At 62.5% G+C, this 24091-nt stretch carries 24 protein-coding genes; 7 read left to right on the top strand and 17 right to left on the bottom strand.

Translation table 11 applies throughout. The features are described from left to right. Positions 1–4: 4 nt before the first annotated feature. Positions 5–922 carry an ABC transporter ATP-binding protein gene (locus tag P8X48_00225; protein ID MEJ2105736.1) on the bottom strand — a complete coding sequence of 306 codons (918 nt, stop codon included), beginning with the start codon at positions 920–922 and terminating at the stop codon, positions 5–7. Between the two features lie 5 nt (positions 923–927). Beyond that, on the bottom strand, positions 928–1815 hold the full coding sequence (locus tag P8X48_00220) for an efflux RND transporter periplasmic adaptor subunit (protein ID MEJ2105735.1): 888 nt from the start codon (positions 1813–1815) through the stop codon (positions 928–930). A 200-nt stretch (positions 1816–2015) separates the two neighbouring features. On the opposite strand from P8X48_00220, the gene P8X48_00215 reads away from it, so the two are divergent. Next, entirely contained in the window at positions 2016–2480 is a 465-nt protein-coding gene (locus tag P8X48_00215) for a YbaK/EbsC family protein (protein MEJ2105734.1), read from the top strand. A 15-nt stretch (positions 2481–2495) separates the two neighbouring features. Here P8X48_00215 and P8X48_00210 read toward each other — a convergent pair whose 3' ends face one another. Then, positions 2496–3347: a hypothetical protein gene (locus P8X48_00210; protein ID MEJ2105733.1), complete on the bottom strand. Its 852-nt coding sequence runs from the start codon at positions 3345–3347 to the stop codon at positions 2496–2498. Between the two features lie 69 nt (positions 3348–3416). Next, complete coding sequence (locus P8X48_00205; protein MEJ2105732.1) at positions 3417–3617, bottom strand: hypothetical protein; 201 nt, start codon at positions 3615–3617, stop codon at positions 3417–3419. 286 nt (positions 3618–3903) lie between these two features. Between P8X48_00205 and P8X48_00200 the strand changes: the two genes are divergently transcribed. The 6 genes from P8X48_00200 to P8X48_00175 all read left to right on the top strand — a co-directional run bounded on the left by P8X48_00200 (position 3904) and on the right by P8X48_00175 (position 9386). After that, positions 3904–4977 carry a 4Fe-4S dicluster domain-containing protein gene (locus P8X48_00200; protein MEJ2105731.1) on the top strand — a complete coding sequence of 358 codons (1074 nt, stop codon included), beginning with the start codon at positions 3904–3906 and terminating at the stop codon, positions 4975–4977. After that, entirely contained in the window at positions 4974–5807 is an 834-nt protein-coding gene (locus P8X48_00195) for an FAD/NAD(P)-binding protein (GenBank protein ID MEJ2105730.1), read from the top strand. The genes P8X48_00200 and P8X48_00195 overlap by 4 nt, the downstream gene beginning before the upstream one ends. Then, on the top strand, positions 5807–6580 hold the full coding sequence (locus tag P8X48_00190; protein ID MEJ2105729.1) for a hypothetical protein: 774 nt from the start codon (positions 5807–5809) through the stop codon (positions 6578–6580). The genes P8X48_00195 and P8X48_00190 overlap by 1 nt, the downstream gene beginning before the upstream one ends. Beyond that, entirely contained in the window at positions 6577–7875 is a 1299-nt protein-coding gene (locus tag P8X48_00185) for a Ni/Fe hydrogenase subunit alpha (GenBank protein ID MEJ2105728.1), read from the top strand. Before P8X48_00190 ends, P8X48_00185 begins: the two co-directional genes overlap by 4 nt. Positions 7876–7878: 3 nt before the next feature. Continuing rightward, on the top strand, positions 7879–8376 hold the full coding sequence (locus tag P8X48_00180; protein ID MEJ2105727.1) for a hydrogenase maturation protease: 498 nt from the start codon (positions 7879–7881) through the stop codon (positions 8374–8376). 116 nt (positions 8377–8492) lie between these two features. Further along, positions 8493–9386: an MBL fold metallo-hydrolase gene (locus tag P8X48_00175; protein MEJ2105726.1), complete on the top strand. Its 894-nt coding sequence runs from the start codon at positions 8493–8495 to the stop codon at positions 9384–9386. A 43-nt stretch (positions 9387–9429) separates the two neighbouring features. On the opposite strand, the gene P8X48_00170 is transcribed toward P8X48_00175, so the two are convergent. The 13 genes from P8X48_00170 to hypB all read right to left on the bottom strand — a co-directional run bounded on the left by P8X48_00170 (position 9430) and on the right by hypB (position 24078). Continuing rightward, the gene (locus tag P8X48_00170) at positions 9430–10929 is read right to left on the bottom strand and encodes a BatD family protein (GenBank protein ID MEJ2105725.1); all 1500 of its coding nucleotides are present in this window, start codon (positions 10927–10929) and stop codon (positions 9430–9432) included. Then, positions 10923–12773, bottom strand: a complete 1851-nt coding sequence (locus P8X48_00165; protein MEJ2105724.1) for a VWA domain-containing protein — start codon at positions 12771–12773, stop codon at positions 10923–10925. Before P8X48_00165 ends, P8X48_00170 begins: the two co-directional genes overlap by 7 nt. Further along, positions 12770–13837, bottom strand: a complete 1068-nt coding sequence (locus tag P8X48_00160; protein MEJ2105723.1) for a VWA domain-containing protein — start codon at positions 13835–13837, stop codon at positions 12770–12772. Before P8X48_00160 ends, P8X48_00165 begins: the two co-directional genes overlap by 4 nt. Further along, positions 13837–14247 carry a hypothetical protein gene (locus P8X48_00155; protein ID MEJ2105722.1) on the bottom strand — a complete coding sequence of 137 codons (411 nt, stop codon included), beginning with the start codon at positions 14245–14247 and terminating at the stop codon, positions 13837–13839. The genes P8X48_00160 and P8X48_00155 overlap by 1 nt, the downstream gene beginning before the upstream one ends. Further along, positions 14225–15217, bottom strand: coding sequence for a DUF58 domain-containing protein (locus tag P8X48_00150; protein MEJ2105721.1), 993 nt, complete (start codon positions 15215–15217; stop codon positions 14225–14227). Before P8X48_00150 ends, P8X48_00155 begins: the two co-directional genes overlap by 23 nt. 5 nt (positions 15218–15222) lie before the next feature. Next, on the bottom strand, positions 15223–16185 hold the full coding sequence (locus P8X48_00145) for a MoxR family ATPase (protein MEJ2105720.1): 963 nt from the start codon (positions 16183–16185) through the stop codon (positions 15223–15225). 197 nt (positions 16186–16382) lie between these two features. Beyond that, positions 16383–17096, bottom strand: coding sequence for a ferritin family protein (locus P8X48_00140; GenBank protein ID MEJ2105719.1), 714 nt, complete (start codon positions 17094–17096; stop codon positions 16383–16385). Positions 17097–17144: 48 nt separating this feature from the next. Then, positions 17145–17564: a hypothetical protein gene (locus tag P8X48_00135; GenBank protein ID MEJ2105718.1), complete on the bottom strand. Its 420-nt coding sequence runs from the start codon at positions 17562–17564 to the stop codon at positions 17145–17147. Next, positions 17539–18561 (bottom strand): hydrogenase expression/formation protein HypE, encoded by a 1023-nt coding sequence (hypE, locus tag P8X48_00130; GenBank protein ID MEJ2105717.1) that lies wholly within the window; start codon positions 18559–18561, stop codon positions 17539–17541. The genes P8X48_00135 and hypE overlap by 26 nt, the downstream gene beginning before the upstream one ends. Next, a complete protein-coding gene (gene hypF, locus P8X48_00125) occupies positions 18558–20792 on the bottom strand; it encodes a carbamoyltransferase HypF (GenBank protein ID MEJ2105716.1) in 2235 nt (744 codons plus the stop codon). Before hypF ends, hypE begins: the two co-directional genes overlap by 4 nt. 53 nt (positions 20793–20845) lie before the next feature. Further along, entirely contained in the window at positions 20846–22066 is a 1221-nt protein-coding gene (locus P8X48_00120) for a cation:proton antiporter (GenBank protein ID MEJ2105715.1), read from the bottom strand. A 33-nt stretch (positions 22067–22099) separates the two neighbouring features. Further along, complete coding sequence (gene hypD, locus P8X48_00115) at positions 22100–23215, bottom strand: hydrogenase formation protein HypD (GenBank protein ID MEJ2105714.1); 1116 nt, start codon at positions 23213–23215, stop codon at positions 22100–22102. A gap of 44 nt (positions 23216–23259) precedes the next feature. Beyond that, a complete protein-coding gene (hypB, locus tag P8X48_00110; protein MEJ2105713.1) occupies positions 23260–24078 on the bottom strand; it encodes a hydrogenase nickel incorporation protein HypB in 819 nt (272 codons plus the stop codon). Positions 24079–24091: the final 13 nt, after the last annotated feature.

The following is a 24091-nucleotide window of genomic DNA, read 5'->3' as shown; positions in this document are numbered from 1 at the left end:
GAGATTACCGTCCGGAAGCCTCGCCCACGGCAAGTTCCCGCAGGGCAATATCATGCAGGCTCGGAACAACCGGCTCCGCCCGCAGATCCGGATTGAGTTTTTTCAGTTCCTTGTCGAAGGCACTGGCGCCCTTCCCGTCCTGCAGCCACACCATGAGGCGTCGGCCGATGGGAAAGACAAACTGCACTCCGGCCAGTTCCTGGACCTTGCGACGATAGGGACGCGTTGCCGGCCCGCTCACCGCCAACAAAGCGTTTGCACCGGTCTCGCTCAATTCCACCGGTGTGCCGAGATGGGCGATGCGTCCCTGTTCCAGCATGCCCACGCGATCACATCGCTCCGCCTCATCCATGTTCGCCGTGGCGTAGAGTATCGCAACTCCCTCGGCGCGGACCGTGTCCAACAGACTCCAGAAGGCCCGCCGCGAAAGAGGATCGACACCGGTGGTGGGTTCATCCAGCAACATCAGGCGCGGCCGGCTCACCAGGGCACAGGCCAGCGCCAACTTCTGCATCATGCCCCCCGAGAGCTTGCCGGCCCGCCGTTCTTCAAAACCGGCAAGCCCGGTTCGTTGCAGGAGATCACGAATCAGGGTATCGGCATCGGCGCGTGCAAGCCCATGAAGATCGGCAAAGAAATAAAGGTTTTCGATGCACGACAGATCGGGGTAGAGACCGAAACCCTGGGGCATATAGGCAAGCTGGCCACGGACTTCCGGGTTGACCGGCTCCTGCCCCAATACGCGGATGGTCCCGGACCCGGGGACCATCTGGCCGGCGGCGATACGCAACAAGGTGGTCTTGCCGGCACCATCGGCACCGACCAGGCCGAAGATCTCGCCGGGCCGCACCTCAAGATCGATATCCCGCAACGCGCTATGGCCATCGTATTGAAAACCGAGGTCACGCGCCTCGATGGCCATCGTAGTCACGATGTCGGCGCCGCCTGCAGCGTGATATCCGCCGGCATTCCGATTTTGAGGACGCCGTCCGGATTGTCCACTTCCACGCGAATGCGATAGACGAGATCAACGCGCAGGGCATGGGTCTCCACCGTTTTTGGCGTGAACTCCGCCTTTGGAGAAATAAAACTCAGGCGTCCCGTGAAGACCTTCCCCGGCAGGCCGTCCACCTTCACCTTCGCCTTTTGTCCCACTCGAACTCGCGCGAGATCGGCTTCGTTGATATAGGCGCGTATCCAGGGTCGGGCGGTTTCCGCCAGCCGCACCACGGTCTTGCCCGCCGGTACCACTTCTCCAACTTCGGCCATACGTACGCTGATCATTCCGGCATTGGGTGCGCTCATGCGCACGTAGTCCAGTTGCCGTTTCGCCGTCGCCAGGGCCGCGCGCGCCACCGCCACCTGCGCCACGGCACGATCCAGATCGGCAGCGGCATTTTCGTTCTGGAGTTTCGCCTGGTCGAGCTGATCCGGTGAAACCAGATTCTTTTGCGCGAGCTGGGTAATGCGCTCCAGATCGGCGCGGGTGTATTTCAGATGCGCCTTCGCCTGGGTGACGGCAGCGGCAGCCGCGGTATTCTCGGCCCCGGCGCGCTTGTAGGCCAACTTGTAGTCAGTGTCATCCAGTGTGGCAACGAGATCGCCCGCCTTTACGGCGGCCCCTTCGTCGGCATCGATAGTAGCGATGCGTCCACCAACCTGAAATGAAAGGTCCGCCTCCCGCGCCTCCACGGTTCCGGAAAGGGAGATGGAATCGCCGTTATCCCAGGACTTTCCGCAAGACGCCAGGCTCACAATCGCAAAGGCCAGGAAAATCCGGCTTATGGAATGGGCGGGTATTGTCACCGGCTTCATTGCCTTGCTCCAGTCTCTGCGCAATTTCCCTAGTCTACCTGATGGCACCGGGGATGTAGATTGACCTGCGTCGTGTATTGCGGCCCCGCGGAAAGCAGAAAGTTTATACGGATATCGTTGTGTTTCCGTTGCTTGCGGGCTTACCATTTCCTGCCCGTCACTACCCGCGAGCGGCGACCGATACCGCCAGGAGGTGTGCCATGACCATCGCACGTGCCATTGAGCAGTATCTTGTTTCGCACCATATACCCTTCGATCTGGTTGAGCATCCACGCGCGATGTCGTCGGCGCGGGCGGCGGAGCTTGCGCACGTCTCCGGCCGGCAGGTGGCAAAATCCGTGCTGCTCGAGGACAAGGAAGGCTATCTGCTCGCAATCGTTCCCTCAACTCGCCGGGTGGATCTCGGAAAACTCCACCGTGACCTCGGCCGGCAGGTGGGACTCGCGGTCGAGAACGATGTCTACGCGATTTTTGCCGACTGCCAACCCGGCGCCGTGCCGGCGCTGGCCGCGGCCTATGACCTGGAGAGCATTGTCGACGATTCCCTGCTCGACGAAGACGAAGTGTATTTCGAGGCCGGCGATCACGAAGCGCTGGTACACCTCAGTGGGCTCCAATTCAATGAGCTCATGACAGGAGGGACGCGAGGTCACTTTGCCCGGTGACCAGCGGGGAACCTGCTAGCGAGTTGCGATCCCGGGATCCTTGAGAACTTCCGCGAGCCAGGACCGGGTTCGCGCAAACACGGCCTGAATCAGTTCGTGCCGCTTTTTCTGCTTCCACCATAGTTCCGCGTCGACATAGCAAAGGTGGCCTCCGCCCTTGATCATAATTTCCTCACTGGATCCACCATAGTAGCGGCGGATCTGGTCCGCATACGGTCCTTTCTTGGCATCCGGTTCTTTCTCGCCGTAGGTGATCAGCAAAGGCATATGTAGGGCAGCCAGTTGTCCGGATGTGAAGTACTGGCGACCCGTCTTGTAGGTCTCCTCGCCCGTGGAATAGGCGATCAATGCTATCGGCTTCACCGGTGAGGATTTCACGGCATTGAATATGGTGTAACCGCCCATGGAGTGGCCGGCGAAAATCACCTTGTGTGTGTCCACCGGGAAGCGGGCGACGGCGTCCCTGACAAAATGGTCAAACTCGGGCGGTCGGTAGCCGTAGGTCTTTTCAGTGAACGGGTGGCGGCGCAGGAACTGAAAGTATTTCCAGTTGCTGTCACGCTTCTTCGGCGGAATCCGTTTCAGCGTGACCGGATCGTTGTGCTCCACCGCCAGCGCCAGGACCCCGAGCCTGGAAAGCTTTCGCAGTAATTCGTTCTGTGACAGGGCGCTGCCGCCGAACCCGTGGGAAAACAGAATGGTGGGCCACTTGTGGCCTGCGCCGTCCCTGCCGTATCCCGGTGGATAGAAGGCCGCGGCCTGCAGGCCATCATCGAAGGTGACGATTTCGTCCGGCCGCGCGGCTTGGACCGAGGGGGTGAGCAGCAGCGACAGAACCAGCGCGGCAGACCAGACGGAGAGTCTCATCCTTTTACTCCCGGGAATGCGTACCCTCTTTTAGCATCCCGGGCCGCCCGCGAACAACCTCCGAATCCTTCAGTTGCGCCACCTCTTGGCGATATAGGCCAGTCCGATCAGCAACACACCGATCGCGATACCCCACTCGGCTCCGCTCTTGTAGTAGTAGAAGTGGGAGTGCCGGGCATACCTGAAATCCAGGATGTTCAGCGCAATCAATGCCGGACCGAGGGAATACCCCACCGACTCCACGATCTTTATTATAAGTGTCTTGTTCATTCTGCCTGTTCCTCCACCGGGTGACGGGAAAGTGTCAATCACGGCGCGGACAAGCCATGTCGTCCCCACCAGGGCCTAATCTACCCGAGTCGCCGTGACGGCGGTGGCCCGTTTGTCCGGCAAAACCCAACGCTCCCGGAATGTCATCCGCGGAATTCGGCATTTGCGCTCCGTCGACTTTTTGGGGCTGACGTCCCTACGACAGCCGGGGGAGATATGTTCTAATGAATTTGTCCACGAACCAGGCGAGGCGAGTATGGGCACCGGGTTTCTCCCACGAGCCGGATTGCAGACACTCCTCGATGCGCTGCGTGAGGCCGGCTATCGTTGCGTCGGCCCGCAGCTGCGTGACAACGCCATCGTGTACGACGAGCTTGGCGACACATCGCAACTGCCGCAGGGCGTGCGTGACCGGCAGGCGCCCGGCTCCTATCGCATCGAAATAGATGCGGGCCCACGCCATTTCAGCTGGGCCACCGGGCCCCAGGCCCTCAAGCCCTTTCTGTTCGCGCCGCAGGAAATCCTGTGGCGCGCTGAGCGGGAACCGGACAACACGATCCGCTTCGTCGATACGCCGGTATCGTCCACACCCCTGGCCGTAATCGGTGTCCGCGCCTGCGATCTTGCTGCCCTGCGACTACAGGACCGGCATTTTCTTGAGGGACCGTTCGCCGACCCTCACTACGGCGCCCGGCGTGAAAACCTGTTCCTTGTGGCCGTGCATTGTTCCCATCCGGCGGATACCTGTTTCTGCGCCTCCACCGGCGACGGGCCCCGCGCCGAACAGGGATTCGATCTCGCCCTGAACGAGCTGGACGACGGCTATCTTTTGCAGGAAGGAAGTGAACGTGGCGCCGCCATTGCGGCGAAACTTGCCTTGTCGCCGGCGAGCGATGCGCAACGGGATGCCGCCGAGCGGGAGATCGAACAGGCGGCTCAACAGCAAACCCGGGCCCTGCCGTCACGCACGCTTCGCGATGCGCTGTTCGCCAATCTTTCCCACCCCCGTTGGGACGATGTCGCCGAAAGATGCCTTTCCTGCGGCAACTGCACCTCGGTTTGCCCCACCTGTTTCTGTCACAGTGAGCTGGACGATGCCTCCCTTGACGGATCCCAAAGCGAACACGTGCGCGAGTGGGATTCCTGCTTCACGGCCGGCCACAGCCACATCCACGGTATCACCCTGCGCGACGACACACCCAAGCGCTATCGCCAGTGGCTGACGCACAAGCTCGGCAGTTGGCATGACCAGTACGGCCGCAGTGGTTGTGTAGGATGCGGCCGCTGCATCAGCTGGTGTCCCGTCGGCATCGACATCACCGAAGAGGTAGCGGCCATCTGCGGAGAGAACGGATCATGACCAACCCGCACCGTCCGCTGGAGGCAGAGGTCGTGGAACGCATTCAGGAATCGCCCACCATCTTCACCCTGCGCCTGCGCTTCACCGACCCGGAGCAACATGCGGCCTACAGTTTCGCCCCGGGCCAGTTCAACATGCTCTACCTGTATGGCGTGGGCGAGGTTCCCATCTCCATCGTCTCCGATCCGGAGGACGTACACCTTTTTGATCACACCATCCGCGCCGTCGGCCGCGTGACCAAGGGACTGGCACAACTGGAGGCCGGAGATCGGCTCGGCATACGTGGACCCTATGGCCGCGGCTGGCCCCTGGAGCTCGCCGAGGACCGCGACGTGATGATCGTTACCGGTGGACTCGGCTGCGCGCCCGTGGTGTCGGTAATCAACTATGTCATGCGGCGGCGCGAGCAGTTTCGCCGCCTGGTCATCATGCAGGGGGTAAAACACTCGGACGATCTCATCTGGCGCAGCCAGTACACCCACTGGAGTGGACTACCCGAGACCCAGGTGCTGGTGGCGGCGGACGAGGGCGCCGCCCTGTGGCCCTGGCATGTGGGCCACGTCACCGACCTCTTCGATCGGGTAGAGATGGATTTTTCGACTGCCGTGGCCATGATGTGCGGACCCGAGGGGATGATGAGGGCTGCCATCGAACAGCTTCACGCGCGCGGCATGGGAGAGGACAATCTGTTTCTCAGCATGGAACGCAGCATGAAGTGCGCGATGGGCCTGTGCGGCCACTGTCAGCGCGGTGGCCAATTCGTGTGCAAGGACGGGCCAGTGTTCAGTTACACGCAGGTCAAACCCTTGTTCGGAGTCCGGGGGTTCTGATGGCAGACAAACCGAAAATCGCGGTACACAAGTTCGCTTCCTGCGACGGCTGCCAGCTCGCCTTCCTGGGCATGGGCGAGGACCTGCTCACCTTGAGCGAGCTGGTCGATATCGTGCATTTCGTCGAAGCGGGACCGGTCGCCACCGACGCCGAGGTGGACATCGCCTTCGTTGAGGGCAGCATCTCGGCACCCGACGACCTCGAGCGCATACGCGCGATTCGCGAACACAGCCATTACCTGATCACCATCGGCGCCTGCGCCACCAGTGGAGGTCTGCAGGCCCTACGCAACTTCGCCGATGCCGACGAATGGGTGACATCCATCTACGCAAAACCCGACTACATCCGTAGCCTGTCCACCTCCACACCCATTGCCGCCCATGTGAAGGTGGACCTCGAGTTATGGGGATGTCCCGTGGACCGGCGCCAGGTGCTGGCCGCCATTCGCGATCTGCTATCCGGTGTCGCACCCGCTTTTGAACAGGACAAGGTATGCCTGGAGTGCAAGCGCGAACAGGCGGTGTGCGTCATGGTTACCCGCGGCCTTCCATGCCTGGGACCGGTTACCCGCACCGGGTGCGGCGCCCTGTGTCCGCGTTTCGGGCGCGACTGCTATGCCTGCTTCGGTCCGGGGGAGAACGCGAATACCGAATCCCTGTCACGGCGTTTCGAGGGTCTCGGTCTCATGCCTGATGCCATTGCGCGGCGCTTTCACTTCATCAACAGCGGAGCGCCGCCTTTCACCGAGGCAGGCCAGGGCAAGGACAAATGAGCGAAGAGCGCAACATCCCCATCAAGCTTCCGGTACTCGCGCGGGTCGAGGGTGAAGGCTCCCTGGAGCTGGACATTCGCGACGGCCGGATCGAGCACCTCAAGTTGCACATCTTTGAGCCGCCGCGCATGTTCGAAAAATTCCTCGAGGGGCGCGAGTACACCGAAGTGCCGGACATGGTGGCGCGCATCTGCGGCATTTGCCCGGTGGCATACCAGATGAGCGCGGTGCATGCGATCGAGGGCGTATTCGGTATCGATCCGGGCCCGTGGGTACGGACCATGCGGCGCTTGCTGTATTGCGGCGAATGGTTGCAGAGCCATGCGCTGCACATCCATATGCTGGCGGCGCCGGATTTTCTCGGCTTTGCCAGCGTGACCGAAATGGCGCGCAAATACCCGGACGAGGTCCGGCGCGGCCTTGGGCTCCAGGGTTTGGGCAATGACATCATTCACCTGCTGGGGGCGCGCTCGGTCCATCCCGTGGGCGTGTGCGTCGGCGGATTCCATCACGCGCCAGGCCGCGTACAAGCCGAGGAACTGTTGAACAAGCTGCGCGCTGCGCTTTCCGATGCCGGGGAGCTTGTGCGCTGGACCGCGGGATTCGATCTGCCGCAGGTAGAACAGGTTTTCACGACCGTGGCCCTGCGCCACGAAAATGAATACCCCATGAACGAGGGACGCATCGTTTCCAGTGCCGGCCTCGATATCGCCGTTGACGAATACGAAACCCATTTTGCCGAGCACCAGGAACCCCATTCCACTGCCCTGCACAGTCTGCTCGAAGGCGAACCCTATCTCGTCGGGCCACTGGCGCGCCTGAACCTCAATCTCGACCGCCTGCCACATGCGGTGCGAACGGTGCTGGAGGAGACCGGCATCCGGTTCCCGAGCCACAACATGTACCACAGCGTTGTCGCCCGGGCCGTGGAGATCCTGCTGGCCGTGCACGAGGCGATCGCGATACTGGAATCGTATGAGGAGACGACCACGCCGGCGGTGGAGGTACACACGAAGGCCGGCACCGGCTACGGCTGCACCGAGGCACCGCGGGGCATCCTTTGGCATCGTTACGACCTCGACTCCAAGGGTCTTGTCACCGCAGCGCGCATCGTCCCTCCGACGAGCCAGAACCAGGCCCGCATCGAGGAAGATCTGCGCCTGAGCCTGCAGGCCTTCGGCCTGGACCGGGACAACGATACCCTGCGCCAACGGGGCGAGATGGCCATACGCAACTACGATCCGTGTATTTCCTGCGCCACCCATTTTCTCGACCTGCGCGTACGGAGAACGTGAACCGTGGGCGCGCGAATCAGGATCATCGGCATTGGTTCTCCCTTCGGCGATGACCGTCTCGGCTGGCTTGCAGCGGAAATGCTACGGGCAGCGCCGGCGCTCCAATCTGCCGCCGGGCAAATTGAAATCCTTGTCCTCGACCGTCCGGGATCGGCACTCCTGTCGCACTGGCAGAATGCGGACACCGTGATCCTCATCGACGCAATGCGGACGGGACAAACACCGGGTTCGCTGCATTGCATCGCCGCGCACCGGATCGACGGCGATTCATCTACGACATCGTCCCATGGCTTCGGTGTCGCGGCGGCGCTCGATCTCGCCCGCGCCCTGGGCGAACTGCCTGACCGCTGCTATGTCTGCGGAATCGAGATCGACGCCAGTCATGCCGGCGAAGACCTGAGCCCGACGATCCGCGCCGCCTTGCCGGGACTCGTGCACCGGATCGAGGGGCTGCTGTCAGGAATGCTCGAGCGGCAGCCAGTCTTGTCTACTCCGGTCTGAGGCACACAGTGCTCGCTTCCCTGCTCGCCGGCTTCGGGCTCCGCCGTACATCCTACAAAGACGAAAGGATGCGGTCCGCGCACTTTCGAGATGGCCGGTTTCACAACGACAGAAAGATGACCACCAATCTGTGGTCGTTCCTGAAAATGCGCAGGAACACGCCCTGGGCTTTGTGGCCGGACTGGGTCGAGACCGACCATGGCCCGGCACCGCCAGCTCGGGTTGAGGGAAGGGAAATACGGGCAACCCTCATCAACCATTCCACCGTTCTCGTCCAGACCGCAGGCTACAACATCATCACGGACCCCATCTATTCGGACCGGGCCGGACCATTCTCACGCATCGGCCCCCGGCGTGTGCGCAAGCCCGGCATCGGCTTCGACGATCTGCCGAAGATCGACGCCATAATCGTCAGCCACGATCACTACGACCACCTGGACCTGCCGACCATCCGCAGGCTTGTACAACGCGACGACCCCCGCATCTGCCTGGGTCTGGGCGCGGGCCGGCGACTGGATTCCATGGACAAGGTTACGGAGTTCGACTGGTGGGAACGCACCGAGGTGGGCAACCACTTCTTCGTATCATTCACACCGGTGCAGCACTTCTCCGGCAGGACGCTTACGGACCGGTTCTCTACGCTTTGGGGAGGCTTCGTGCTCGAAATCGGTGGCCGCAAGATCTATTTCGCCGGTGACAGCGGCTATGCGGATCACTACAAACAAACCTTCGATCGCTTCGGCCCCATGGATCTTTCGCTACTTCCCATAGGCGCCTACAGTCCGCGCGGCTTTATGGGTTTCGTGCACATCGATCCGAAGCAGGCGGTCCAGGCCCATATCGATCTGCAATCGCGTCAGTCGCTGGCCATGCACTTCGGAACCTTCCAGCAATCCGCGGAAGATATCGACGAACCTATTGAGTTGCTGGCGAAGGAACGGGAACTCGCCGGTCTGGCAGAACAAGAATTCGCCGTCAGGGACTTCGGACAGCCGCTAATGATCCGATAGTGAACATCCCCGCAGTCCGGGGGGAGTTCGGCTCCCGATCGGATCAACGCTGCGAGAACGCATGCATCCTCAATAGCGGAACCCGCCGCTGGCAAACGTCGATCAGGGCAGACCTAATGTCCTGAAGATTCGTTTCGGCCCGGCCATACAGCCATGCCTGCAGCCGCTCAATGGTGGCGGAAACAGACGAAAGTTGCGGATAGCACCTCGACCATTGAACTTGCCAGGCGGCCAGAGTGAGGTTCCCGGGCCAGCATTCTCCACGAGCGATTTCCATCAGTCCTGAACGCATTTCCTGGGGCGTGCTTGCGTGCTCGAAGGCCCACTTGGCCTTGCGGTATGCGGTGTACAAACGAAGCTGCCGTTTGCCATAGCGGTAGGCGAAACCGCCGAACCAGGCTGCAAGCAGCACAAGGATAATCACGCCCGCGTACACCATCCACTGATCGAGCACGATGAACCGCCCCAGGGGCTGGATCTGCGTCTCGATCTTTCCCGTGTCCGGGTCGAAATACTGCAGGCGCACCCTGGGCAGGGAGACCCGTCCCATGGACTGCGGCGCAAACGGCACCTGATATGCCACTTCCTGTTCCCTGCCTTCGTGCACGGCGCCTGTCCCCGCCAGGTCGCGTGCGGGATAGATCGTGATGTCGGAACTGCTCTTCAACTGGCGCAACACGCCCGACGGCCTCTGCCCGGGCGGACCCTGGCCGTGGATCCGCAGGGTGAAAAAATCCAGTTTGTTTTTCACCAGAAGCAAGGCATGCGGAACGGATACATCGAGCTGCATGCGGCCGATGGGCATGGTCGGCGGAACAAAGGGCGGCAAGGCGCGAACATGCAGGACCAGTCTGGGCGGATAAAACCGGCGGGTTACCACGCCTTCCCGGTAGTATTCGATACGCGGCAACTGAATGGAGATGGTACCCGTCGTTTGCGGGTACAGTACCCAACCGATGCGGTGTTGCGTACGCGCCTGGCCATCGTGCGTTTCCGTATGGCGTACAGGAGGTTCGGCCACGATCTCGACATCATCCTGGTGAGCGGCCGGGCTTTGGAGCCAGGCATAGCGGCTGTCGCTATCGACCTGAACGGTGACATGCACGGCTTGATTGAGCCAGACATTCGTATCGCCAAGCTGGGTACTTACCTTCATCGGCGACTTGTCCGCCTGGTCGACGGCCGGTTTCACCTCCACGGTCAGTGGTCGGGTTTTCCTGCCATGAAAGGTCAGTGACGGGATCTGCAATTTGCCAGGTTTGCGCGGATACAGTCGGACGCGCCAGGTCTGCAGTCTGCTTTGGCCGTTTCGCACTACGTCGTTCGGCGTCTCGACAACGAATTCCGAATCCAGCGGCGTAAGATCCAGCGAAGCCAGATCGGCAGGCAGATCGCGCGCAGTCACTTCGACGCGAATCGGCTTTCCATATTCCAGGTCCGTGGACTGGACCGCGAGCCGGAACGACGGCGGTGCGCACGTGCCCACGACCGGCACCAACAAGGCAGCCGACAGCGCCAGGATGAGGGAAGCGCGACCTACCATGGCGGCGTGTCCGGCAACGGCTCGGGTGTTTCAAGCGGCGCGGGAAATCCCTCTTCCGCTTCGAAGATCCGTTTCCACAACGTCTGCTCTTGGACCTTGAGCGACTTGGCCTGCAACGCGATGCGCTCCGGCGTCGTGGGGGCGTAGCGCCACAAGGGGTCCTTGTACTCGGTCACCTTCCGGACCGCGAGCCGGGAATGATAAATCCCCTGTTCCACCAGGTCCGACCCGGGTAGCGGAGTGGAAGGGGGCGAAGAGATCGCTGGCGACTTGGGCTTTTCGCCCTTTTCGAATGCCACGTAGCCGTTGCCCAGGTCCGCACCCGGTGCCGGCCTTACCGAACGCGGACCCCGGCCCTGCCTTCCGCCACCTTCCTTCCTGCCGATGTGGCGGTGCCTTTTGGCCATGGCCTGGGCAAATCCAAGGTTCGTCCGCGCCGCGCGATTGTCCGGCTGGTAGCGCAGTGACTCGCGATAGAGCGCAAGCGCCGCGGCGAAATCCGCCAGGCGATAGCGGCAGTTGGCAAGGTTGAAGATCGCTCGTGCGCGCTGGCGATCGCTGTCCGCATCCAGGATGGCCTGGGTGAAAAGCCCCGCCGCTTCCGCGTACCGGCCAAGGTGATAGGCACTGCTGCCCTCCCCCATGCGGCCCGCGTAGCCAGCCACCCGCGCATAGTCCTGTTTCGCCTCATCCCAGGATTGATTCCGGTAGGCCTTATAGGCGCGCTGCTGCCAGTTCGATGGCGCCGCCTGGGCGGCAAGCGGATGCAACATCATGACCGCAGTGGCCAGTGCCAGCCATGGGAGTAGAGCCAGTACCGGGGAAACGCGGCGCGGCTCCATCCCGGCTACCAACAAGAGCAGGATGCCGGGCACGAGACACCAGCCAAAGTATTCGCGCCATTCGATCGACTGCTCACCGTGGCGACCGGGTTTGCCGACGTGCAGGTAGCGGATACCGCCATCGTAAAGCGTCCGCCAATCGGCATCGGTGTCCGACACGGGTGCGTAGTGCCCGTTACCCAGCTGCGCGATCCTGCGCAACCGGTCTTGGTGCAGCGTCGACACGACCGCTCGTCCCCGATACTGCAGCCACCCTCCGTCCGGCCCCTGGAGTGGCGCGCCTTCGGACGTCCCCACACCGAGCGCGTACAGCCTGATTCCCTGCTGTGCCAGACCCGTGACCGAATCGTATAGCCGCGCATCGGCGGAGGCGCCGTTGTCCGGTGTCTCCCCATCAGTCAGCAGCAGTACGGCGCGCGCGGATTGGCCCGGGACAAACTGCCGCGACGCAAACTCGATTGCGTCCTGCAGGTTCGATCCTTCGGTCGGCAACAAGCCATAGCGCAGCAGCTGCAGATCGCGACGCAACACCTGTCTGTCTTCCGTCGGCGGCGTCATCAGATGCGGCCGCGCGGCATACACCACCAGGCCGATCCGGAGCCGCTCCTCCCGTGCCAGCAGGTCGTCCAGTTCCACCCGGGCGCGCTCCAGCCGGCTGGGCGCGATGTCGCGCGCCGTCATCGACTTCGAAAGATCAACCACCACCATCAGCTGCGTGTCGTTTTCCCGGTTCTTGCCGTAGTCCGTGAGGGCGACCCTCGGTCCTGCGGCAGCCAGGGCGAGCAGTAGCCACGCCATTGCGAATGCCGTGTGGCGCCAGATGCGCCGCGGCGCCAGCCGGCCGCGAGCTTGGGCCCGCGCCCACGGTACCAGTTGCGCATCGGCATAGGCTCCACCAGGCCGATCGAGCAAGGCGCGTACCGCCCAGTGGGCCCACGGGTAGAGCGCCAGCCACAGGAAGTACGGTTCGCGCCATGCGAGATGTGACAGGATGTCCGTCATGGACGCCTCCGCACCGTGGCGCCCAGTTGCAGGCCCATGATCCAGACTAGGCCGGCCAGCAGTGGCCACGCGTACAAGGGGATCGTGACGAAGCGGGGTTCGGCCTTTTCCGGCCGGCGTTCCGCCGACTGGATGGCACGGATCGCCGAGGCAAGGCTGCTGGCATTGTCCGCCCGATAGAACCGGCCGCCACCACGTTTGGCTATGGCCTGCAGCAACGCGAAATTGGCCGGCTGGTAGATCAGACCATGGACATTCTTTTCCCGGGCGGCGTAGCTGGAAGCGCCGATGCCGATGGTATGCAGGCGGTATCCCTGCTGGTGCAGATAGGCGGCGACGGCGCGCGGATCCGTGTCGCGGTAGGTCCGGTCGACATCGGTGATCAGCACCACTACCGGTTTTGGTCCCGGCCGGTCGGTACCTGTTCGCTGCAGTTGCTGCAAGGTGTACAACAAGGCCCTGCTTACGTCCGTGGTTCGACCGGTCAGCACCGCGGGCCGCAGGCGCCGCACCTGGGTCTTGAGCAAGGCATAATCGGCGGTAAAGGGCACCAGCGTGTAGGGGTGTTCGGAATAAACAATCAAGCTAATGCGATTTCCCTTGAGCTGCTCAATGAAGTGCGTAAGCGCACTCTTCAGGATCGTCATCCGGTCAACGCGCTCGTTCCGGACCAGGTAGTCACGCAACTCCATGCTGATGGAGGTATCGATGACAAAGACCGTATCGCGGTATTCCGGCGGTGTCGGCAATTGCCGGCCGAGCCGATAGGGCTGGGCCAGGGCCAGGTGGACACACGTCAGCAGCACGCCATAGCCAACCCAACGAAAGAACGCACCGCGCGCCATTTGCCGTTGCGCCGCGCGTGCGTGCAATTGGCGCAGGATTCCCAGCCGTGGATGGCGCCAGGGATTACTGGCGGTGAACTGCGGTACACGTGCGAGTGGGCGCAGCTGGTTTCGATACATCAGGTAGGCGAAGACGACGAACGACAACGGCAGGGCCCACAGCCAGCCCGGATGGAGGAAATGGATGGTACGCAGGAATTCGTTTGCTGACTGCCACATCAGCTTGCCGCCACCTTCTGGTCCAGCCAGGCGAGAGCCTGGGCGATGACGGCATCGGCCTCCGCGGGGTCAGGCGCTTCGGCCGAAAAACAGTACTGGCTCAAGCGATCCAGATAGGCCTGCCATCCGGCATCGTTGCCATGCGTCCAGGCAGGGGAGCGCAGACACTCCCGAACCTGAAAACATGCGGCCTTTGCTTCTACCCGTGACTGTCGCAGGTCCCGGTACAGGCGACGAAGTGCGCGCCTCGCCCGCTGCCTTGGTCGCAGGTACAGATAAATCCCTACGGTGATCAAGGCGACGAATAAGACGGCAAGCGGGGCAAACAGATAAGGGTCTGCCGGGCTTGCGGGTGCAAGCGGTGGAACGATGTCCACCCATTTGGTTTCAATGGACGGGGGAATTGCCATCTTCGTTTCCCAGGCAGGTTTCCACGTCGTCCCGCGTCATACAGGTGCGGAACGGTATACCGGATTCCCGAAAACAGGCAGCCAGAGCCACCTGGCGATCCGCAAAGATCTTCGTGTACAGGTCTTGTTGCACGACATCATGCCCGTCGATACGAAGTGGCTGGGTCGAGGCCCTGTCTTCGATCAGGAAGACTCCACTCTCCGGAAACTGTGTCTCCACCGGGTCCAGGACCTGGATTGCCCGCACCGTGTGCAGCTCGGCCAGATGATGCAACAGCGAGGTGGCAGAGTCCGGATCGAGGTCAGCGAAGTCGCTGAGCAGAAGCACGAAACTACCGGCCGGCAGGCGATGCAGTACCTGCTGCAGCTGCTCGGCCAGATCCGGCTGTGCCTGTTCAAAGGCCAATGGCGGACACGGCGCTGCCATGGCCTGGATCAGGCCTTGCAGCGACACCTCGCCGATGGCAGGTGTGAACCATTGCGGTTCCTGATTCATTACCAGACCGCCCACGGCAAGGGCCTGCTGTTGCGCCTGGTGTGCGTGGCAAATGCCAAGCCGGGCCGCAAGTTCCACTTTCAGTTGCCCGCGCGTGGCGAAACGCATGGGGGGGCGCCGGTCCAGCACAACAAAGACCTGCGGCCGGCGCTCCTCGGCAAAGACTTTGGTGTAGAGCTCTCCAGTGCGTGCGTACAGTCGCCAGTTCACCAGACGCGACTCGTCGCCGGCCTGATAGGCACGGTTCTCCTCGAATTCCAGGCCGCGCCCGCGGTACAGCGACGGTGTCTCGCCAATCAGGGGATGTGAGGCATGGCGCCGGAATTCCAGCAAGGACGATGGAAGCGACCGGGCGTACAGCTCCAGCTCATGCAGGGCCGCCTCGTCGAGCAACGGTGCCCGGGTCGCACCTGATTCTGCCCGAAGCAGACGCTGGTAGTGGCGCGAAACTCTTTGAATGAGAGACCGGAACATGGTGCTCAGGGGACGGGGATGGCTTTGAGAATACCCTTGATCAAATCATCGCTGCTGAGCTGTTTCGCGCGTGCGGCGAAACTGGGAATGATGCGATGGCGCAATACGTCGCCCGCCACTTCGATTACGTCGTCGGGAATGACGTACTCCCTGCCCCGCAGATACGCATGGGCGCTGGCGGCGCGCACCATGGCCAGGGTCGCGCGCGGCGAGGCACCGAAGCGAATCGCGTCGTGCCAGTCCGGCAACCACTTGCCCGGGTCGCGGGTTGCGGCCACGATACTGACGGCATAGCGCTCCAGCGTCTCTTCGATATGGATCTCCGCCACTTCGCGCCGGGCACTCAGCACCGTCGCCGGACTCAGGCGGGTGTTGTTATCGGTCTTGTCTTCACCGAAGTGCATTCCACGATCCAGGTCGAGAATGCGCAACTCCTCCTCCTCGTCCGGATAATCGATCACGACGTGAAGAAGGAAACGATCCAGCTGTGCCTCGGGCAAGGGGTAGGTTCCGGACTGCTCCAGGGGGTTCTGTGTTGCCATGACGATGAACAGATCGGGCAAGGCATGGGACTGACCACCGATGGTCACCTGGTGCTCTTCCATGGCCTCGAGCAGGGCCGACTGGACCTTGGGCGGGGCACGGTTGATCTCATCGGCCAGAACAATCTCGTTGAACAGGGGTCCGGGGGCGAATCGAAAGTCCCCCGTCTTGGGATTGAACACATCGCTGCCGGTAATGTCCGCGGGCATGAGGTCAGGCGTGAACTGGATGCGCTGGAAGCGCGCGTGCACCCCGCCGGCCAGCGCCTTCACCGCCGTCGTCTTGGCCAGGCCCGGCGGACCCTCGAGCAGGATATGACCCCCGCTGAGCAGCGCGACCATGAGCCGGTCCAGCAGACGCGACTGGCCGACGATGCGCTGTTCCAGATGCCGACGCAGGGTCAGAAATTCAGGTTGTGTTTGCATAAATACCCGTTGTTTTGTTCAAAAAGAACCGGTCTTCGCCGAAATCGCGAAAAGCCCTGCAGCACACCACCGCAATGGCTCCTGCCAGATATTGCCCGGTAATCGAGGTTTTTCAAAATGCGGATGGATTGCCCGCCTCCGGGCGCCCCAGACAACCGGACCGGATGCCGGGCTGCCGGCACAGGGCCGGCGACGCCCTATTTCTTCTCCGTGGTATAGCCCGGGGGTGGCGGGATTTCCTTGTATGACGACGCCGGGCTGTCGCAGATCGGGCACTTGTCCTTCGGAACCTTGATCAGCGTGGATCCACATACCTGGCATACGTAATAGTTCACCGGTTTCTCCTCGATACGCGAGGAGACAATGCCCCACCACTTCACCACGTTCTCCTGCATCTGCACGATGAGTTTGCGATGCTGTTCCTCCGCCTTCCATGCCCAGGTCGTAACCTCTATGGCCTTTTGATTGTTTTCCGCGCTGATCTCCTTCACGATCGCGGGATACTTGTGATTGATTTCATCCGCCTCGACGGTGGTCGCCTCTTTCAGGTTGTTCTTTGTCTTGGACACCCTCATGCCCATATCGGTAACAGGTCCTGGCTGAACGCCAAAGCCATGGAGGAGGTCCTTGAAGTTTCGGGCATGAACCGATTCGGAAACCGCCAAGGAAGTAAACAGGTAGGCGATGTTGGGGTAGCCCTCCTCGATGGCCTGGTGCGAGTATGCGGAATATTTGTGGAATGCCCGCACTTCATCCACGTAGCGTTCCTGCATGGCAGCCGTAGTCACGGGATATTTCGCCGGGCTCCCGGACGGCGCCGCCTTTGCAAAACGGTTCAGGACAACAGCCATCCCGCCACCTACTGACGCAATGGCCAGCGCCAAGCCACCCAACACGGTACGTCTTTTCATGATGTGCGCCTCCCGATGTATCCAATTCTGTTCGACGTCAGCGAATTCTCACACCTCTCGCATCGGTGCGGCGAATGCCTTCGTCGAAAGCCATTCGATGAACAATCCGTAAGCGATTCCAGCACCGACATACGCCACGAAGTCCGGGGCTCGATCGGGCAGGAAACCAACGGCAACCGAAAGCGAAACGATCAGACCAAGTATCGCGCCTTGGAGAAGATAGTGAATGCGCCAGCCGCTTGACGCAATCACGAATCCCAGAAGCAGGCGATTGCCGAATGTCCCCGCGATTTCCGTCGGCCTGACTCCCTGAAAACCGAACAGCACATGTCCGCCGATAAGACAGGCCGCGCTCCCGCAATCAAGCCTCCGACCAAACAAACCACGAGCCTTTTCTGGTGCATGCCATGTCCTCCCGGCTACAGGTCTTGCCCACCCCGAATCAACAGATTCGCGGCAATGGATCATCTTCCAGTTCCTCGAGAATACGCTCGCCGCCAAGCTCGGTTTCGAGAACGACATGTTGCGTTCCCGCATCGACACTGCCGATGATGGCGGCTTCCTTTCCGTGCGGCAGCCGGTGCCACCGGTCCAGCGCGGCGTCGGCATCGTCCGGCGACACCACGGCGACCACGCGCCCCTCGCACGCGAGATAGAACGGATCGTATCCCAGCATCTCACACACGGATCGCACGGCTTCCTGCACCGGAACCGACGCCTGCTGCAGGCGCAGGCCCATGCCCGTTGCCTGGCGGATTTCATGAGCCACCGATGCGATGCCACCGCGGGTGGGATCACGCATGAAATGCAGTCCCGGCAGTTCAAGCAGCGCTTTCGTCAACGGATAGACGCTGGCCGCATCGGATTGCAGATCGCCCTTCAGGCCGAATTGCTCACGCGCGAGCATGACGGCTATGCCATGATCACCCACGGGGCCGCTGACCAGGACGCGATCGCCGGCTTCGATTCGGTCCATGCCAATGCGTACCCAGCCGTCGCGTATACCCACACCGGTGGTCGCAAGATACAGGCCACTGCCCTCGCCGCGCCGGACTACCTTGGTATCGCCGGCGACGACGCTCACCTCGCATGCCCTCGCGGCGCGGGCAATACTGGCGACGATACGCTCGAGCAGGGCCACCTCCAGCCCTTCCTCGATAAAGGCGTTGAGGGTCAGGTATTTCGGTGCCGCCCCGGCCACGGCGAGATCGTTGACCGTGCCATGTACGGCCAGGGAACCGATGTCGCCGCCGGGAAACTCCAGTGGCTGCACGGTGAAGCCGTCGGTGGTAACCATGACATCGCCATCGATCAACGGCAGGGCAACCGCGTCGGCACCGGTATCGAGCACGGGATTGGCAAGATGGCGCGCGAATACCTTGGCGATGAGTTCGCGCATGTAGCGCCCGCCATTACCATGGGCAAGGGAGATATATTTGTCTTCCATGGGCGTGGTCCCGCTCACGATTTTCTTCCCGCCTCGATGATCTGACCATAACACAGGCCGCCGTCGTTGCACGGCACGCGCTGCGGCAGATAGGCGCGGAAACCTGCCTGCTGGAGCATGGCCATGGCGGCCTCGGCAAGGATACGATTCTGGAACACGCCGCCGGACAGCCCGACGGCGAAGTCGCCATGCTCGTTTCGTATCGCCCTGGCCTGGTCGCACAGGGCACGGGCAAGACTGGCATGGAAACGACCGGCACGCTCGGCGACGCTGGAAGTGTCATCCCGCAACATGGTCACCAGCGGCGCCCAGTCGGATTGCCAGACACCGTCGTCGTTCCTTTCCAGCGGCAACTCGATTGCACCACCGATATCTTCACATGCTGCTTCCAGTTGCATAGGCCCCTGGCCTTCGTAACTTGCGTTGCTGCACAGGCCGGTCAGGGCGGCGGCGGCATCGAACAGTCGTCCGGCGGCGCTCGTGATCGCGGTGTTCGCGCCTTGCTCCCACGCGCTGCGCAGCAACTCCGTCTGCGCCGGCGCGCCGGACCACTCACCACCAGCCTCCCAACAAAGCGCCAGGGCGCTGCGCCAGGGTTCACGCGCGGCCTTGTCGCCGCCGGGCAAACGAAACGGGCGCAGCCGGGCCGCGTGTTGCCACTCCCCGGGCCTGCCCCGGAGGGCATCACCACCCCAAAGGGTACCGTCGGGACCCAGTCCGACCCCGTCCCACGCGAACACCAGCCAGCCCTCTTCTTCACCAAACTCGCCAGCAATGGCGGAGGCATGGGCCTGGTGATGCCAGACGGACTGGACCGGCAGGCCCTGGCGCTGCGCCCAGCGCGTACTCGCGTAGCCGGGATGGGCATCGCACACCAGGGCACTTGCGCGCACGCCATAAAGGGATTGCAGGTCTTCGACCACCTGCTCGAAAACGGCCAGGCTGCGCGGTGCATCGAGATCGCCGATGTGGGGCGACAGCACGATGCGATCGCCCCACGCGAGGGCAACGCTGTTCTTCATATGGCCGCCGACTGCAAGCAGGGGCTTCTCCAGGCGGAACGGCAAGCTCAGCTCCACTGGCGCACTGCCGCGTCCGTGGCGCATGGGCCGGCCGTGGCCGGCGACAACGCGGAACACCGGATCGTCCGCCGGGCGCTCAATCGGCCGGTCGTGATGCAAAAAGGCGTCGACCACATTGTCGAGGCGTTGCTCCGCCTCGATCCTGTCGGTGATGACAGGCTCACCGCTGACATTGCCGGAAGTGGCGACCAAAGGCCGACCCAGATCGGCAAGCAGGAGATGATGCAGCGGACTGTAGGGAAGAAAGACACCGATTTCGTCCAGGCCCGGCGCCAGGGCGGCAGACAGGGAACTGTCTTCGCGCAGCGGCACCAGTACGATGGATCGAGTGGGATCGCGCAGCAGTTGCCCATGGATCGATGTGAGCTTCACTTCCGCCCGCAGCGCCTCAAGACCATCCTCACCGGTCATGGGAAACATGACTGCCAGGGGCTTGTGTGGCCTGTGCTTGTTGACGCGCAGCCGCCGAACCGCCTCGTTGTTGGAGGCATCGCACAGGAGGTGATATCCACCTACACCCTTGACCGCAACGACGAGCCCGCGGCGCAAGGCCTCTTCCGCCGCGCCCAGGGCCGCCGGCGCATCGTCAATCACACCACCTCCTCCTGCGTGAAACTGCAGCTTCGGACCGCAGACGGGACAGGCGACCGGTTCGGCATGAAAGCGCCGGTTGAGCGGGTCTTCATATTCCCGCCGGCAGTCCGCGCACATTTCGAAACCGGCCATTGTGGTATGAACGCGGTCGTACGGGAGCTTTGTGATCAAGGTATAGCGCGGCCCACACTGGGTGCAGTTGATGAAGGGATAGCGGTAACGCCGGTCCGACGGGTCTTCCAGCTCCTGCCGGCAGTCCTCGCACAGGAAACAATCCGGCGGCAGGTGGATCTGCGCATCGGCGCGACTACCGCTTTCGACGATGGAGAAAGTGCGACAGGCTTCCGGTGTGACCGCTTGCCGGGTCAGCATCTCCGGTCGCGCCAATGGCGGTGCCGAATGGATCAGTGTTTCGGCGAAGCGCGCGAGATCCGCCTCCGTGCCTTCGGCCTGCACCTCCACCTCACCGCCTTCGTTTCGCACCCAACCTGTCACATCGCACGCCCGGGCAGTGCGATAGACGAAGGGGCGGAAACCAACACCCTGTACCCGCCCTCCAATACGAAGGCGCATGGCGCAGATCCCATCGCGCGGCGACGATTCCTTTTTCGGATCGGGAGTCGACATTACCCGGGGTCGTTGTTGGGCAGGCGATGGCCGAACACCCGGTAGAAACTCTTGATCCAGAATGGCGAGGCCAGGGTCGTGTACAGGATTACCAGGATCATGCCCGCATAGACCTCGGGGCTGAATACATTTCCCGCCCGACCCAGTTCGGCGAAGACCAACCCGACCTCGCCGCGAGGCACCATGGCCATGCCGATGGCGACACGCGCGGGAACCGATTCGCGAATCACCCACGGACCGCCAAGCTTGCCCAGGATGGCAACCCCGGTCAGGGCCAGCGAGAACGCCCAGATAAACCAGGAGTTCCAGTCCACCGCACGCAGGTCCAGGGACAGGCCGACCATGACGAAAAAGATCGGTGTGAACAGGCGGATGATGGGTTTCATCTCATTGTGCACATGTTGGGTGAACTCGGGATCCATGTGCAGGGCCGCGCCGAAGGGCAGGAAGAAACGGCGCGACAGCGCCACCCCGGCGACGAAACCGCCGAGCAGCTCGGGGGCGCCGACGAATCTGGCAGTGGAGGCGAACACCAGTACCAGCGACACCAGCAGGATCGGGATCATGCCCGGGATATCGCTGCGATTGTGGAAATGCTTGATGAGCGGCGCCACCACCTTGGCGACAACGGGCGCGGCGAGAAAGAACAGGCCCACGAACAGAACGATTCGCGCTACGGACATGCCGTCTACCGACCCGGCAGTGGACAACTGGTACAGCACCGCCAGCAGAAAGATGCCGAGCAGGTCATCGAGCACCGCGGCGCCGACCACGATCTGGCCCTCGTTGCTGCGGTGGCGGTTGATGTCCGACAGGATACGCACGGTGATGCCGATGCTGGTGGCGGTCAGCGTGCCGCCGACAAACAGCGCTGGCAACACGGGCAGCGCAAAGACATGGCGGCTGAGGACATACCCGAACACGAAGGGAAGGATGAAACCGGTGGTCGCGACCGCCGCCGCCTTGCCTCCGGAGCGGACCAGGCGAGCGATATCGGTTTCCAGGCCGACCTCGAACAACAGCAGGATGATTCCGATTTCCGCCAGAAGGCTGATCACGTTATTGGGCACGATCCAGCCCAACAGCGACGGACCAAGCACGATACCGGCGCACAGCTCGCCCACAATTGGCGGCGCTCCGAGCCACGCCGCCAGTTCAGCGAATACGCGCGCGGTCAGAAGGATCGCCGCGATCTGCAGGAGAAAGTTGTGGATTTCCATGTTCTGATTCTACCCGCGCCTGCGGGTGCGCGCTCAGGCGCCGGCCGAGGCCGCCTCGCGCGGCTCGCGTACACCGCCCGCCCACCAGATCCGGCATGCCCCCTCATCGGATACCATGCAGGGACCGATGGGATTGCGCGGGGTGCAGGCGCGGCCATAGAGCCGGCATTCATTTGGATAGATGCGTCCCAGAACCACGCGTGCGCAGTCGCAGCCCGGTGGCATCTCGCCGGCGCGCTTGCGCGCCTCGGCCGCATGCGACGGGAACCGCACCCGCGCATCAAGGGCCGCGAAGGCCGGTTTGAGCGCGAAGCCGGAGGCGCGAATGGTTCCGATCCCACGCCAGTTCGCGTCGCCTACATCGAGCACTTCCTTCATCTGCCGTCGCGCTGCAGAATTGCCACCTGCGCGCACGACCTCCGGATAGCAGTTGTCGAGGAAGGGCTTACCCTCCCGCAACTGGCGCAACACCGAATACATGGCGGCGAGCAGACTCACCGGTGTAAATCCGGCGATGGCCGCCGGCATACGATGCGTGTCGACCACGAACTGCCATTCCTCCGGACCCATAACCGTGGATACATGGCCCGGAGCGATGAGGGCATCGAAACCGGCCTCGCCCGTCTCCAGCAGCATGGCCACCGCAGGCCAGGTCAATCTTCCGGACAACAACAGGAACAGGTTTTCCGGCACGCCCTCGGCAAGCATGGCCGCCACCGGCGCGGTCGTGGTCTCGAAACCGGCAGCGAAAAACACGACCGCCCGATCCGGTTGTTCGTGCGCGATGCGCACGGCCTCCGTGGGGGAAGCGATGGGACGGATGTCGGCCCCGCGCGCCCTGGCCTGCTCCAGGGAACGGGCGTCCTTCTTCGGCGCGTTGACCGGCACCCGCAACATGTCGCCGAATGCCACGAGGATGATGTCTTCATGGAGCGCCAGCTGGATGGCCTCGAATACATCCTCTTCCGGGCAGATGCAGACCGGGCAACCGGGACCGGGTATAAGCTCGATATTCTCCGGCAAGGCCGCGCGCAGGCCGGCCATGGTGATGGAGCGCTCGTGGCCGCCACACACGTTCATGATCTTCACCCGCTGCGGAAGATCGAGATCGCGTATCCGTTTGAGCCAGTCCTGGGCGATCAGGGCCATGGGCCACGCTCCCCGTGAGTGATCAATATATATTAAGGTATGCCCTAGCCACCGCTGTGCAGGCGCATGCCGTCGGGCTGGATCGCCGGGCGTATGGTTTGGCCCGCCTCCAGACGCTTTCGATGGCTGGCAATCTCGTTCTCCAGCCACGTCAGCCACGAACCGAGGTCGGCCTGCTTGCGCGCCGCCACCCGTAGCACCGGTGCCCGGCTGGCAAGGTCCCGCAGGCAACGTTCGGCACGGCTCGGTTCGAAATCGTCCATCACCGGCAGCAGATCGATCTTGCTCAGAACCACCGCATCGGCGGCGCGAAACATCACCGGATACTTCGCCGGTTTGTCATCCCCCTCGGTCACGGATAGCAGGGTTACGTTACGGTGCTGGCCCAGGTCAAAGCTCGCCGGACACACGAGGTTGCCGACATTCTCGATGAACACCAGGTCGATCCCGTCCAGGTCGAGATCGTGCACGGCATCGTGGACCATGTGCGCGTCCAGGTGGCAGGCGGTGCCGGTCGCGATCTGCACCGCCCGTACACCACGGGCACGGATACGTTCGGCATCATTCTCCGTCTCGAGGTCGCCCTCGATCACCGCGATACCGTAGCGATCCCCCAGGGCATCGATGCTTGCTTCCAGCAAGGCGGTCTTGCCTGAACCGGGCGAGGACATGAGATTGATCGCAAGGATACCGCGGCGATCGAAGTGCTCACGGTTGTGGGCCGCCTGGTGATCGTTCTCGGACAGCAGACCACGCAGTACGCTCACTGCCGTAGTGCCTTCGTGCACGCGGGACAACTTGCCATCGCCGGTCAGCAGATGTTGATTGCCTTTCGTGATGTTGCAACCGCAGGTATCGCACATATCACTTCCTCCT

It is taken from the genome of Acidiferrobacteraceae bacterium (assembly GCA_037388825.1).
Lineage (GTDB): Bacteria > Pseudomonadota > Gammaproteobacteria > Acidiferrobacterales > JAJDNE01 > JARRJV01.
This window is presented reverse-complemented; position numbering and strand designations above follow the sequence as displayed.